The organism is Helicobacter baculiformis, from assembly GCF_900197685.1.
Lineage (GTDB): Bacteria > Campylobacterota > Campylobacteria > Campylobacterales > Helicobacteraceae > Helicobacter > Helicobacter baculiformis.
In genome coordinates, this window is the sequence record NZ_FZMF01000066.1 from 1 (window position 1) to 13244 (window position 13244).

Sequence of the window (13244 nt, forward strand, 5' to 3'; positions counted from 1 at the left end):
CATGGGGCGATGGTGGGGGGGGTTTTAGAGGGCGTGCCTGCCGGGCTAAAACTAGACTTGGATTTTATCCAAACAGAGGTCAATAGGCGTAGAAGTGTGAACGCCTTCACCACCCCCCGCCAAGAGGAGGATAAGATTGAGATTGTGAGTGGGGTCTTTGAGGGGGTGAGCACGGGCGCGCCCATCGGGCTCTTGGTGCACAATAAAAATGTGCGCTCTAAAGACTATGACGCGCTCAAAGAGACTTTTCGCCCCGGGCACGCCGATTTTACCACCTTTGCCAAATACGGCATTCGTGATCATAGGGGCGGGGGGCGTAGCTCGGCTAGAGAGAGTGTGATCAAAGTGGGCGCAGGGGCGATTGCCAAATTGCTTTTAAAAGAAGTGGGCATAGAGGTGGCTAGCGGGGTGTTTGGTGTGGGGGGAGTGCAGGCTGAAGAGCTAGACTTTGAACACGCGCTAAGTAGCCCTATTTTTAGCCTAGATAAAAACGCCCAGCAAGCCCAACAAGAGGCGATCTTGCACGCCAAAAGGGCGGGAGATAGTTTGGGAGGGGTGGTGTTAGTACGCGCGCACGGGCGCACCTTGCTGGGTTTGGGCGAATTTGCTCATCGCCTAGATGCGCGCATTGCCTATGCAATGATGGGGCTCAATGGGGTGAAGGGGGTTTTTATTGGCGAGCCCCAAGCTGCGAGCATGCAGGGAAGCGCGTATAATGACGCGCTAGGCTTGCATGGGTTTAAAAGCAATTCTTGCGGGGGGGTGCTAGGAGGGTTTGGCAATGGGTCGGATTTAGTGGTGTGGGTGCATTTCAAGCCCACTTCTAGCATCGCCCTGCCCCAAGAGAGCATCACCACCCAAGCAGAGCCCACGCAAATTACCCTTAAGGGCAGGCATGACCCCTGTATTGCCATTCGGGGGAGTGTGGTGTGCGCGAGCTTATTAGCCTTGATTTTGGGGGATTTTGTGTTGAGCAACACGCATGCGCGCCTCAATCAGATCAAGGCATGTTATGGCTATTAGGGATTTTGTGCTAAAATGGAGTGGAAAGGCGACAAGTATGGATAACACCCGTAAAACTAAATTACATGCCAGAGACATGCAGGGGATTTACCAAAGTTTAGAATCCGGTAAAAATAAGGTGCAGGCTAAAAGACTAGCGCCCAATCAGATGCTCCTAGAATCTCAAGAAGGCGTGTTAGATACCAAAGAGGCTTGGTTTGTACAAGACGATCAAGATCAAAAGTTCGTTGTTTTGCCTGAGGTTTTATTGCAATACATTGTGCAGGTGATTCAAAAAGCCTATGAGGAGAAGGTCATGGTAGAGTTGGAGCGTGATATGGCTGCGCTCACTCCTATAGACTTCAAGGACGCAATGGCAGTTGTTTTTAAGAAGCTCGAAGGCATGCGTGGGCACGATGGGAGCTTGCCTAAAATTTCTTCATTGGACTTTGTTAAACAGATTAAAAGGCAACACCCAAATTTGTTTTTTAATCTACCTGATTTTTTGGAATCCAAACACCAAGAAGGTTTTTTGGATATGGATAACCTAGAAAATATTCCCTTTTAGCCGTGGATACTCTAGATTTCCAACAATTTGCGCACCACTCTAAGCCCGGCCCTAGATACACGAGTTACCCCACGGCTGTGGAGTTTCATGCCGGCTTTCAAGAACGCGATTTGATCCAAGCCTTGGCACGCTCCCAAACAGAAGTCCCTCTCTCTTTGTATTTTCACCTGCCCTTTTGCAAAAGTCCTTGCTATTTTTGCGCCTGCAATGTGATTTATAGCAGTAGCGAGCGCAAGAAAGAACGCTACATTCTCTATTTGCAAAAAGAATTAGAGCTGTTAAAAGAGCATTTAGACACGGGGCGCGAGGTGGTACAATGGCATTTTGGCGGGGGCACGCCCACTTTTTTTAACGCGGAGCAACTAGAACGCATTATTAAGAGCATTAAAGCCGTGTTTTCTAATTTTGCTCCCGATGCCGAGTTGGCTTGTGAGATCGACCCACGCCACTTCAATTACGATCAAATGCGCGTCCTGAAAGAACATGGCTTTAATCGCCTGAGTTTTGGCGTGCAGGATTTTGAGCCAGTGGTGCAAAAGGCGGTCAATCGTCTGCAAAGTTTTGAGCTCGTGCGCGAGAAAGTAGAGTTAGCCCGCGCATTTGGAATCAATTCGCTCAATTTTGATCTCATCTATGGGCTGCCTTTTCAGAATGTAGAGAGTTTTCAACACACCTTAGAACAGGTGTTGCGCCTAGACCCCGATCGCTTGGCTGTGTTCAATTACGCCCATGTACCCTGGATCAAGCACACCATGAAAATAGACCCCGCCACCCTGCCCACCCCTAGCCAAAAATTAGAGATTTTGCGCTTTTTGATCGCTTTTCTCACCCAACATGGCTATGAAATGATTGGCATGGATCACTTTGCCAAAAAGGATAATGAGCTGTACTTAGCCTTGCAAAACAAGCAATTACGGCGTAATTTTCAAGGCTACACCACGAAGAAATTCTCTCAAACCATCGGGGTGGGCGTTACAAGCATTGGGGAGGGGTTGGATTATTACACTCAGAATTTTAAGGATTTAAAAGCCTATGAGCGCGCGCTAGATGAGGGGCATTTGCCCGTAGAGCGGGGCATTGCTTTGAGTGCAGAGGATCGTTTGCGCAAAGAGGTCATCATGGCTTTGATGAATAATTTAGAGTTGGATTTTGGGGCGATTGAGCGCGCCTTTAGCATTGATTTTAAAGCCCATTTCAAGCAAGCCCTAGAGGCGTTAAAGCCTTACGAACAAGAGGGCTTGTTAAGCATGGACGCGCATGGTTTGAAAACCAGCCCCACAGGGGCGATGTTGGTGCGCAATATCGCGATGGTCTTTGATGCGTATTTGGACAAACACCATGGGGATCAAAAATTCAGTAAAACCCTCTAAATTAGGGGCGTGGCTCCATGAAGACATTGAGCGCACCACGCAGGCTTGTGTCAAGTGTGGCAAGTGCGTGCCTAGTTGCACGATTTATCGTATCCACAAAGACGAAACCACCTCTCCGCGCGGGTTTTTAGACCTCATCGCTTTGGTCAAACAAGAGAATTTAGAGCTCAACACCTCTTTAAAACATATTTTTGAGAGTTGTTTTCTGTGCACCACTTGCGTACAAGTCTGCCCCTTCCACTTGCCCATTGATAGCATGATTGAAAGAGTGCGCGTTTTGAGCGCGCGCAAACATGGGATCGCTTGGCATAAAAAGCTTTACTTCTTTTTGCTCAAACACCCCCGCTTGATGGACTTTGTCTTTTCACTCTGCAGCGTGAGCGCGCCCTGTGCTTTTAAACAAGTGGGAGATAAAATCCATTGGCGCTTCCAACGCGTTAGCCCCAAAATCCTAGCCAAGCGCGCGCTTTTCCCCTTTGCGCGCACTAGCTTTTTGCGCACCCATCAGGGCGTGATCCCCCCTAAAGCCCCTTTAGAAAACATGCCCGCTCAAAGTGTGGGGATTTTTATTGGGTGTTTGGGCAATTACAATTACCCTAGCGTGGGCAAAAGTTTACTCACCATTTTAGACAAGCTCAATATCAGTGCGCACATCCCCAAACAATTTTGTTGTGGCGCGAGCGCCTTTTTCACTGGGGACATAGACACCGCCCTTTTTTTGGCTAAAAAGAATGTGGATTTACTCACAGAAGTAGCCACACACACAGAGGCGATCTTAGTCCCAGAAGCCACTTGTATTAGCATGCTTAAAAAAGATTATGCGCATGTTTTTGAGAGTATCTCTGATACCCAAGAGCGGGAGGTGTGGTTAGAAAAATGGCGCAAGGTAGCAGACAAATTAGAATTTGCCTCTAGCTTTCTAACCCACCATAGCCCGCTCTTGCAGGTGCTCAAAACCTACCCCAAAAATCCCCTCACTCTGACCTACCACGACCCCTGCCATGCTAAAAAAGTCTTGGGAGTGTATAAAGAACCCCGCGCGCTTTTAGGGGCGAATTTTAGCCTCACTGAAATGCCAGAGAGCGATCGTTGCTGTGGTTTTGGGGGGGTGAGCATGCAAAGCGATCATTACGCCTTGAGTGTGCAAGCAGGCTTGCCCAAAGCCCAGCACATCGCCAACACCAAAGCCCAAGTGGTGAGCGCGGAGTGTTCCGCCTGCCGTGTCCAGCTCAATAACGCCCTGCACCAAATTGACGCGCCCACGCAATTTTTACACCCCCTAGAGCTCATCGCGCGCGTTTTACAGAATTCAAAAACATGCTAACATGCCTTTTTAACTACATTAAGGAGTTTTCATGTCAACGCGCATTCCAGCTAAGGGTTTTGCCATCCACTCTAAGGATGGTAAGTTTGAAAAATTTAATTTTACACGCCATCCTCTAGGCGAAAAAGACCTTTTGATCGAGATTGAATTTTGTGGAATTTGCCATAGTGATATTCATGCTGCTTACAGCGAGTGGGGAGAGGCGATCTATCCTATGGTGCCTGGGCACGAAATTGCAGGCATAGTCAAAGAAGTTGGGTTTAAGGTCAATAAATTTAGAGTGGGTGATAAAGTGGGCGTAGGATGTTTTGTTAACTCATGTAAGGTGTGTGAAGCTTGCACTAGCGATCAAGAACAACTATGCGCTAATAATAAAGTTGTCTTCACTTACGATTGCCTTGACTATTTCCATGACAATGAACCTCACATGGGCGGGTATTCTGATAAGATTGTGGTTGATGAGGACTATGTCATTAAAGTCCCTCAAGACGCACCTCTGGAAAAAATTGCTCCTTTGCTATGCGCGGGGATCACCACCTATTCGCCTTTAAAATTCTCCAAAATCAAAGAGGACTCAAGAGTAGGCATTGCAGGCTTTGGGGGCCTAGGGCATATGGCTCTCAAGTATGCCTTGGCAATGGGGGCTGAAGTAAGCGTCTTCGCACGGAGCGAAGCGAAAAGGGAACAGGCCCTTAGCATGGGGGCAAAGCATTACTACACAACCCCCGAAGATGCTAAGCCTTGGAGCTTGGATTTGATTATCTCGACCATCCCCACAAACTATAAATTGCTAGACTATGTCAAATTACTTGCCTATAATGGAGAACTTGCCATTGTGGGTATTCCTCCTAAGGAGGTGATGCCTAGCATTAGTGCGATTGAGCTTATCAAACAAGGCAATCGTAAAGTTTATGGTTCGCTGATTGGTGGCATCAAAGAAACCCAAGAGATGATGGATTTTTCTATCCTGCACAATATTTACCCTCAGATCCAGCTTATCGAAGGTAAGGATATTGATCAGGCTTACTACAATCTTACCCATGCTAATGCCCCCTTTAGATATGTTATTGACATGAAAAAATCCTTGGGGGCTTAATGGGTTTTATGCCTAGAAGGGGTGGCATGCCCAGGATCGGCTACCTCTTTGCACTCGGGGCGTTTTTGAGTTCGTCAGCCTCCCTAAGAGCTTTTGATTACAAATTAAGTGGTTTTGCTAACCAAGCCTCCGTTATTGGCTTTGATCAGCATGCTGTGGATAGAAGCAAAGGGATTTACCCGATGCAGCGCTATGCCACCATTACAGGTTATCTTTCTCTTGGATTTAACCTTCTGCCCAAAAGCTTAGCTGCGCATAGTTTGAAGGGAAGTATTGGGGGCATGGTTGGAGGGGTACTCTATGATGGCACAAAAAAGTTTTCCGGGGGCTCAGTAGTGTACCAAAACTTCGCCTACTATGACGGCTTTATGGGTGGAGGGGCAGATGTTTTACAAAGCGATAGCATCACAATCAAAAACCAAAAGATGACTAATTATAGTCATTTTTATGTCTTTAGCGATGCCTACTTGGAATACAACTACAAGGACTATTTCGGGATTAAAGCAGGGCGTTACCGCTCACAAGCTTATTACAAAACAGGGCAAACGCAAGGATTTGAAGTCTATGGACAATTTAAAAATGTGCGCCTTTGGTGGTTTAGTTCTTGGGGGCGGGCATATTCAACGGGGGCACTTTTAAGGGATTGGTATGCGTCTAGGGTAGTTTATAGCGGCATTTATCATAAAAATGCTCAAGGGGGCTACACGCCTACAGGACATAAAATCGCTTATGGTACGCATGCTATTCAACTTACCTATGAAAAATACCACTTTTTAGTTGAGGGATTTTTCTATTTTTCGCCCAAAATGTTCAATGCACCCGGCTTTAAGATAGGTTGGGATAGTAACCCCAATTTTACGGGCAAGGGTTGGCGTTCTAACACCCAAATCAGTGCTTTTTTCCCTTTTTACTATCCGTGGATGTTGGTTAAAGAAAATGGAAGCGCGCTCTACCGCTATGATAATCCTGCAACGCAAAATGGGCAGAGTTTAATTATTCGTCAACGCTTTGATATTGATCAATTTTATATCCTAGGGACTTTTTATAAGAATTTCCGCAATGTAAATACGTGGGTGGGTAACACAGGTAACCCTGCAGGTGTTGAATTTTATGGCAATAGTCTTTGGGCAGGTTATGTAGGCACAGCCTTAAAGGCTGATGCCGTTACAGGAGCTCTTGTTTATGGAGGCACACATTTTAACAAGAAATTTGCATGGCGCATGACTTGGCAATGGAGTAGCGCGCCCGTTTCTTATGAGGGGCGCGTGGTACTCTCCTTGAGCTATCAATTCACCCCCTATTTAAAAGGATTGGTGGACCTAGCCTACTATGGAATCCACACCAATAAAGGTTATCAAGCTGGTTTGAACGCTTATTGTAACCCTAGCACTACCTATTGCGGGGGTGGTTATCAGGATCGTAGTGCACTTTATACTCAGCTTATTGCCTCTTTTTAAAGCTCTTTGACAGAAATCCTACATAGCAAACACGATGTGTTTGTTTTAGTGGGTGGGATGAGTGCCACTCGTTGTGATATAACCCTCGCACACATTCGCATCTGTGGGGGGGTACGCAAAAGTCACGCCTCTATTAGATTGATGTGTGAGACGCGGTGCGCTTGTTCCTTACGAGCAACATCGGCCTAGGAAACCCAAAATGTCTTTAGCGTTTGGGCACATCACATGAGTCCTGCGCACATTTCAATTGACGGTACTCAAAAAACCTTTTAAAGCAATAAAATAGACTCGTTAGCAAGGTGAGCCCCACCACAAAACCTAAAGTCTTAGAAAAACTTAAGCTGGCGGTGATAAAGGCAACTAAGGCACATAAGGCACTCAAAGTTGCATAGGGTAATTGGGTTAAGAAGTGGCTTTGTATAGAACAACCCGCCCCTGTAGCTGAAAGAATCGTGGTGTCTGAAATAGGCGAAGCATGATCGCCATAAACCGCGCCTGAAAGAATGGCTGCTACTGCCAATACCAAATCTCCTCCTAGTCCTGCACTCATGCTAGTCCCAATGGGCAACATGATTGCAAATGCCCCCCAGCTAGTGCCTGTGCTAAAGGCAATAAAGCCCGAGATCACAAATAACACCATACTTAGCCACACACTTGCACTTTGAAAATGCCCTATAAGACTGGCTAGATACACTCCAGTTTGCAAGTCGTCGCGAATCAGAGGACCAATCGTCCATGCTAAGATGAGCACCAAAATCGCTCCTTGCATACTCTTAAACCCTTGAATTGCAAGAGGAATCAATGCACGCGCTTGTAAATATTTTTTAGCCAAAATTAAAGTGATACCTAGAGAAATAAGTCCTCCAGCAAAAAGAGAAAAACTAGTTTGCGTATTTTTGAGAATGTCCAATGGATTAAAACTTTGGGCATGGACATAACCTGTATAAAAAATAAGCGCACAAGTGCTTGAAATTAGAATTGCCACACTGCTTAGCAAGAGCGATACGGGGGCTTTGGACCCCTCTTGTTGAATAGGGCTTAAGTCTTGCACACCGATATTTTTATAACGCGCCATAGCGGGCAAATTGATCTGCCATAGGATTGTCAAAAACACCGCAACAAGCGCAAACCACGCGTAATAATTGCTCGTGATACTGCTAAGCAAGAGCGCAAAGCTATTTTCAATCCCTTCATTTTGCATCACCCCCACAATATAAGCTCCCCAGCTAGAAATGGGCATGAGCATGCACACGGGCGCGGAGGTGGAGTCGATGATGTAAGCTAGCCTCTCGCGACTACTTTGATGGGCATCATTAAGAGATTTACTCACCTGCCCGACAATGAGAGCATTAAAATAATCATCAATAAAAATCACCAACCCCGCAAAGAGGGCGACAAATTCGGACTGCCGTGCACTTTTGACGAGTTTGCGCGCCTTGAGCACAAAAGAAGCGCTCGCTCCTGAAGCGCTGATCACTTGGGTTAATATCCCCAAGATCACCAAAAAGGCAAAAATGTAAAGACTATTTGTATTGAGCGCAAAGGCGGGAGTGTTGCTATAGAAAACCGCACTCAACTTGGCATAAACAAGTTTAAGCATGTTCCAAAAACTATCACTCACCAACCATGCCCCCAAGATAATCCCACTTAGGAGTGAAAACACGACGCGCTTAGTGAATGCCACCATAACAATCACCGCTACAGGCACTAACAAACTTAAAACAGAATGCCCCATGAAAACCTTAAAATTGTTAGAAGATGCTGGCCGGGAGAGAGGGATTCGAACCCCCGGAGGTGTTACCCTCAACGGTTTTCAAGACCGCCGCTTTCAACCACTCAGCCATCTCCCGTCAATGTAGAAAAGTTAAATCGCAAATATTGGAGGCGACGCCCGGATTTGAACCGGGGATCAAGGTTTTGCAGACCCATGCCTTACCGCTTGGCTACGTCGCCATGGTGCCCAAAGCCGGACTTGAACCGGCACGGTATTGCTACCGAGGGATTTTAAGTCCCTTGTGTCTACCTATTCCACCACCTGGGCAGAGGTGCAAAAGGGGAAGGTGTTAAAACACCCCAAATACGCCTAATCGCCTTTTACAATTGTGGTATACTTGCCATAGAAACCTAAATAATTCTCTACTTTAGTGTCCACAACTTTAATATCAGTAATGCCGCCTGCTTTAGCTGCTGCTTCCACAGAACAATCCCCGAGTGCAACAATGCTCAAGTAGCTTTGACAAACAGCGCGCCCTTCTTTAGAGTACTTCGCATCTTTTCCAGAAACAGGAAGTTTCACACCCGTATACAGACCACCCACAGGAATAGAAGTGCCACAACCTGTAATTAACAAGCCCGCGCATATACAAAAACCTACAATTTTAACAAGGTTCACCATTGTAACCCCCGCGACTAAAATAAACTTGGAGCGGGAAACGGGGATCGAACCCGCGGCCCCGACCTTGGCAAGGTCGTGCTCTACCACTGAGCTATTCCCGCAAAAACACTTATTCTAACAAGACTTCTCTAAAAAGTCAAGCCGTGTTTCTAACAGCCTCTTGGTATAGGGGTTTTTGGGCGCGCTAAAGACGCTCTCTACACTCCCGCTCTCCACCACCCGCCCCTTTTCTACGACCAAGACAAAATCACAAATGCTCTCGATCACATCTAAATCATGGCTAATAAAAAGATAGCTTAGATCGAGCTTTTCTTGCAATTCTAATAACAAACCCAGCACCACCTTTTGCATGCTCTTATCCAGCGCTGAGGTGGGTTCATCCATCACCACCACTTGGGGGTGCAAGAGGATCGCCCGGGCAATCGCCACGCGTTGGCGTTGCCCCCCACTAAGCTCAAAGGGGTAGTAAGTGAGATATTTTGCCTCCAAGCCCACCGCCTCTAAGCTAGCTTGCGCGGCTTGTATACTCCCCTTACCCCCCACTCCATGAAACGCCTCTAGTAAGATTTCTTGCACACTCCAACGCGGGTTTAAGGAGGCATAGGGGTTTTGAAACACCATTTGTAAAGACTTGCGGTAGGGCTTAAAACTCTTGCGATTGAGCTGACTCACACTCTGCCCTAAGACAAATTGCTCCCCTACTGAGGCGATGAGCTTTAAAATCCCTAGAGCGAGCGAACTCTTCCCGCTCCCGCTCTCCCCGATAATCCCCAAAGTTTGGCGCGCATGCAGGCATAAATTCACCCCCTGGATGGCGATGCGCACCTTATTAGCCCCTAAAAAGCGTTTTTGCACATAATGCACCCCAAAATCTTGTAATCTTAGGGTTTCTTGCCCCTGTTGTAGGGGTTTTTTGTGCGGGAGATGGCGCGCTTCTAAGAGTAGCCTTGTTGTGGGGTGGGCGGGGTGTTTGAATAAAGTGTCAATCGCGTTGTGTTCGCACAGCTGCCCGCCCTGCAAGACATAGACATATTCAGCCAACCACTGCACCGCGCCTAGATCATGGCTGATGAGCAAGATCGCCATGTGGTTTTGTATACTTAGAGTTTTAAGCAATTCTAAAATCTGCATTTGTACCTGCGCGTCTAGGGCGGTGGTGGGTTCATCACAGATCAAGAGCTTGGGGCGGTTGATAATGCTCATCGCGATCGCCACGCGCTGGTTTTGCCCCCCACTGAGTTGGTAAGGGTAACGCTCTAGCAAGTCCATCCCCAAGCCCACTTGATTCATCGCCTCTTCAAGACGGGTGGCAAACTCTTGTTTAGGGCAGCTTTGGTGCAGGCGCAAGCTCTCAGTAATTTGGGTTTTGATCTTGTGGAGGGGGTTGAGCGCGCTTAGGGGTTCTTGAGCGATGTAGGCGATGTCCTTACCCCTGATGGCGCGCAATTGCGCGGGCTTTAAACCCAAAAGGTCTTGATCTTCAAAGAGAATCTTACCCCTTAGGGGGCGCACAAGGGGGGTGAGTTGCAAAATCAAACGGGCTAGTGAGCTCTTCCCGCTCCCACTCTCCCCCACTAGAGCCACCCTTTGTGCCTTCTCTATTTTAATGCTAATGTCTTGTAATAAGAAATCCTGCCCCACGCGCGCGCTTACGCGATCCAAGCGCAACAACGGGCTATTTGAAATTGGTGGCGTCAAAGGCATCGCGCACTCCTTCCCCGATAAAAACTAGAATGGACAATAATAGCGCGATCGCAAAAAAGCCCACTAAGGCTAAATGCGGGGCGTAAAGATTGTTCTTGCCCTGTTCTAAAAGCTCCCCTAAAGACGCGCTCCCAATGGGCATGCCAAAGCCCAAGAAGTCCAAACTCGCCAACGCCCCTATACTGCCGGCCATGATAAAGGGGATGTAGGTCGTGGTCGCCACCATCGCATTGGGCAGAATATGATAGAAAATCACGCGCGCATCGCTCACCCCCAAAGCATAAGAAGCGCGCACATAGTCCATATTGCGCCCCCTGAAAAACTCGGTGCGCACCACTTGGGCTAAACCCATCCAAGAAAAGGCTAGCACCAAAGCTAAAAGCCACCAAAAGCTAGGGGTGAACATGCTTGAAAGAATGATGAGTAAAAATAACATGGGGAATCCCGCTCCAGATCTCTATAAAGCGTTGCCCTAAGAGGTCTAAAAGCCCCCCATAATAGCCCTGAAACGCCCCCACCCCCACGCCTACCACCACGCTAAAAGCGCTCAAGAGCAGGGCAAAGAGGATAGAAACCCGGTAGCCATAGACAAGCCTTGCCAACACATCGCGGGCTTGATCGTCTGTGCCCAGCCAATGTTGCCAACTAGGCGGGGTGGGCGCGCTCTGTTTTAAATCCATCACAATGGTGTCGTAAGAATAGGGGATCAGAGGACGAATCACAAAAGCGTCTTTGAGGAGGTGGTTTTTGACATAGGGGTCGTTATAATCCGCGCTGGTGTAAAAGTCCCCCCCAAAAGCGGTTTCTGGGTAATCTTTAAAGATGGGGAAATACGCTTTGTGATCCTTATAGATGAATAAGGGCTTGTCATTCACCCACAACTCCGCGCCCAAGCAGAGCACGAACAAAACAAGGAAGAGCACCAACGCCCACAACGCCCGCCTATTCTCCTTAAACGCCCGCCAACGCCTCGCATGCACACTCACCACAATCATCCCTTTATTCGATGGAGCATTTTATCAGATTTTAAAAGATCTTGGTAAAATTCATAAAAATATCTGAGCTTTTATAGTTGCTGATAAATTTGAGTCGCTCAGAACCGGGATTATTGGGACTCATAAGCACGCGAGTCTGATCGATTAAGGGTACATGGATTCCTAAGCTCCATTTGAAAGTGTCCACACGGATATGAATTCCAAAGGTGGCATCGATATTAGCGTTATTGCTCACCTGAAGACTGCCGAGATTAGAAAATTGTGTGGTCCAAATATTGACCAAGCCTAACAATCCACCAAAAAAACCATAGGCATAAATTTTGAGCGATCGATAAGGCGATTTTTCAATCTTACTATAAACATTAACAAGTAAATTTCCACCTAATCCTAAGCTGTAGCGATTTACATTGTTAATGTTGCTGAGACTGGTGGCGAATTTGTCCATGTATAAGTAGCGATAAGAGAGGTAGCCATAGCAAGAAGCACCTATAAAGGGTGTAAAGTATTTTTGATATCCCCCTTGTAATTGAAAGCCTAATTGTATAGAATGGGAACGCAGATTGCTACCATCTAATTCTTTCGCAGCATTGCCTCCACCTACGTCTATACCCACAGACAAGATTCCCCCGTCTAAGTAAGAAGCAAAAGGGTGGGCAATTAAGGGAGTCCCCAAACATAAACAAAAGTTCAGTATGAGAGATTTTGCCATGTGTTCCATCCAAAACGAGGATTATAGCATGCCCAAAGCATTCAATAAAAAGAGACGAAGTTCAAAAAGAGATTAGCACTCTTATAGTTATCTAGGAAGGTAAATACCTCCGTACCTATGGGTTTTTGCATTGTAAGCTTACGATTTCCGTTTGTCAAGGGCATCTGCACGCCAAACATCCACTTAAAGCGGTTGATGCGCATGCTCAAGCCTAGAGTGGCGTTAAGATTCACATTGTTGCGCATATAATGGGTGCGATCCCCAAAGAAACTAGCACTCCACAAATTGAAAACTCCCAAGAGTCCAGCAAAAACCCCGTAAGATTGAATTCTAGGGGTATCGCCAGCCCGATTTAGCCTGATTTTACTATAAAAATTGAATAAAAAATTTGTTCCAAACCCTACGCTGTAGCGATTGATAGCATTAATGCGTGTGGTGAGCATAGGCTTCCCCATAACCAAATAGCGGTAAGCCAAGTGCCCATAACAAGATAACCCTACAAAAGGATTAAAGTACTTTTGGTAGCCTGCTTCTGCTTGAAGACCTGTTTGTAATTTGTTATTTTGAATGTTTGTAGGGGTGTTGAGGGAAACAAGCGGGGTTTGGGGTTTGTTGAGAGTGGGT

The 13244-nt window shown here is 46.8% G+C and carries 11 protein-coding genes, 4 tRNA genes and 1 pseudogene; 6 read left to right on the top strand and 10 right to left on the bottom strand.

What is annotated here, in order from left to right:
- The 6 genes from aroC to C6G87_RS07690 all read left to right on the top strand — a co-directional run.
- On the top strand, positions 1-1023 hold a 1023-nt coding region (gene aroC, locus C6G87_RS07665; protein ID WP_104752921.1), incomplete at its 5' end, for a chorismate synthase.
- A gap of 37 nt (positions 1024-1060) precedes the next feature.
- Positions 1061-1570: a DUF2603 domain-containing protein gene (locus tag C6G87_RS07670; RefSeq protein ID WP_104752931.1), complete on the top strand. Its 510-nt coding sequence runs from the start codon at positions 1061-1063 to the stop codon at positions 1568-1570.
- Positions 1571-1572: 2 nt separating this feature from the next.
- Positions 1573-2940 carry an oxygen-independent coproporphyrinogen III oxidase gene (gene hemN / locus C6G87_RS07675; protein WP_104752922.1) on the top strand — a complete coding sequence of 456 codons (1368 nt, stop codon included), beginning with the start codon at positions 1573-1575 and terminating at the stop codon, positions 2938-2940.
- Entirely contained in the window at positions 2909-4264 is a 1356-nt protein-coding gene (locus C6G87_RS07680; protein WP_104752923.1) for a (Fe-S)-binding protein, read from the top strand. Before hemN ends, C6G87_RS07680 begins: the two co-directional genes overlap by 32 nt.
- A gap of 31 nt (positions 4265-4295) precedes the next feature.
- The gene (locus C6G87_RS07685) at positions 4296-5360 is read left to right on the top strand and encodes an NAD(P)-dependent alcohol dehydrogenase (RefSeq protein ID WP_104752924.1); all 1065 of its coding nucleotides are present in this window, start codon (positions 4296-4298) and stop codon (positions 5358-5360) included.
- A gap of 26 nt (positions 5361-5386) precedes the next feature.
- Complete coding sequence (locus tag C6G87_RS07690) at positions 5387-6817, top strand: outer membrane family protein (protein ID WP_104752925.1); 1431 nt, start codon at positions 5387-5389, stop codon at positions 6815-6817.
- Between the two features lie 205 nt (positions 6818-7022).
- Here the strand turns inward: C6G87_RS07690 and C6G87_RS07695 are convergent, their stop codons facing one another.
- From C6G87_RS07695 to C6G87_RS07740, 10 genes and pseudogenes are all read right to left on the bottom strand, one after another.
- Positions 7023-8552 carry a Na+/H+ antiporter NhaC family protein gene (locus tag C6G87_RS07695; protein ID WP_104752926.1) on the bottom strand — a complete coding sequence of 510 codons (1530 nt, stop codon included), beginning with the start codon at positions 8550-8552 and terminating at the stop codon, positions 7023-7025.
- A gap of 27 nt (positions 8553-8579) precedes the next feature.
- Positions 8580-8667: transfer RNA gene (locus C6G87_RS07700), tRNA-Ser, on the bottom strand.
- A gap of 29 nt (positions 8668-8696) precedes the next feature.
- A tRNA-Cys gene (locus C6G87_RS07705) sits at positions 8697-8770 on the bottom strand.
- Position 8771: 1 nt separating this feature from the next.
- Positions 8772-8858, bottom strand: a tRNA-Leu gene (locus C6G87_RS07710).
- A 42-nt stretch (positions 8859-8900) separates the two neighbouring features.
- Positions 8901-9212: a TRL-like family protein gene (locus C6G87_RS07715; RefSeq protein ID WP_104752927.1), complete on the bottom strand. Its 312-nt coding sequence runs from the start codon at positions 9210-9212 to the stop codon at positions 8901-8903.
- Positions 9213-9238: 26 nt separating this feature from the next.
- Positions 9239-9313 (bottom strand) — tRNA-Gly (locus tag C6G87_RS07720).
- A 13-nt stretch (positions 9314-9326) separates the two neighbouring features.
- On the bottom strand, positions 9327-10916 hold the full coding sequence (locus tag C6G87_RS07725) for a dipeptide ABC transporter ATP-binding protein (protein WP_104752928.1): 1590 nt from the start codon (positions 10914-10916) through the stop codon (positions 9327-9329).
- Positions 10888-11911, bottom strand: a pseudogene (locus C6G87_RS07730) (ABC transporter permease). Before C6G87_RS07730 ends, C6G87_RS07725 begins: the two are co-directional and overlap by 29 nt.
- Positions 11912-11942: 31 nt before the next feature.
- Positions 11943-12620, bottom strand: coding sequence for a porin family protein (locus tag C6G87_RS07735; RefSeq protein WP_104752929.1), 678 nt, complete (start codon positions 12618-12620; stop codon positions 11943-11945).
- Positions 12621-12661: 41 nt separating this feature from the next.
- The coding region (locus C6G87_RS07740) for a hypothetical protein (RefSeq protein ID WP_104752930.1) at positions 12662-13244 on the bottom strand (583 nt) is incomplete at its 5' end.

Coding starts and splice junctions, on each gene's coding strand:
- C6G87_RS07670 (WP_104752931.1), top strand. CDS start 1,061: ATGGATAACACCCGTAAAACTAAATTACATGCCAGAGACATGCAGGGG.
- C6G87_RS07680 (WP_104752923.1), top strand. CDS start 2,909: ATGGGGATCAAAAATTCAGTAAAACCCTCTAAATTAGGGGCGTGGCTC.
- C6G87_RS07685 (WP_104752924.1), top strand. CDS start 4,296: ATGTCAACGCGCATTCCAGCTAAGGGTTTTGCCATCCACTCTAAGGAT.
- C6G87_RS07690 (WP_104752925.1), top strand. CDS start 5,387: ATGCCCAGGATCGGCTACCTCTTTGCACTCGGGGCGTTTTTGAGTTCG.
- C6G87_RS07695 (WP_104752926.1), bottom strand. CDS start 8,552: ATGGGGCATTCTGTTTTAAGTTTGTTAGTGCCTGTAGCGGTGATTGTT.
- C6G87_RS07715 (WP_104752927.1), bottom strand. CDS start 9,212: ATGGTGAACCTTGTTAAAATTGTAGGTTTTTGTATATGCGCGGGCTTG.
- C6G87_RS07725 (WP_104752928.1), bottom strand. CDS start 10,916: ATGCCTTTGACGCCACCAATTTCAAATAGCCCGTTGTTGCGCTTGGAT.
- C6G87_RS07735 (WP_104752929.1), bottom strand. CDS start 12,620: ATGGCAAAATCTCTCATACTGAACTTTTGTTTATGTTTGGGGACTCCC.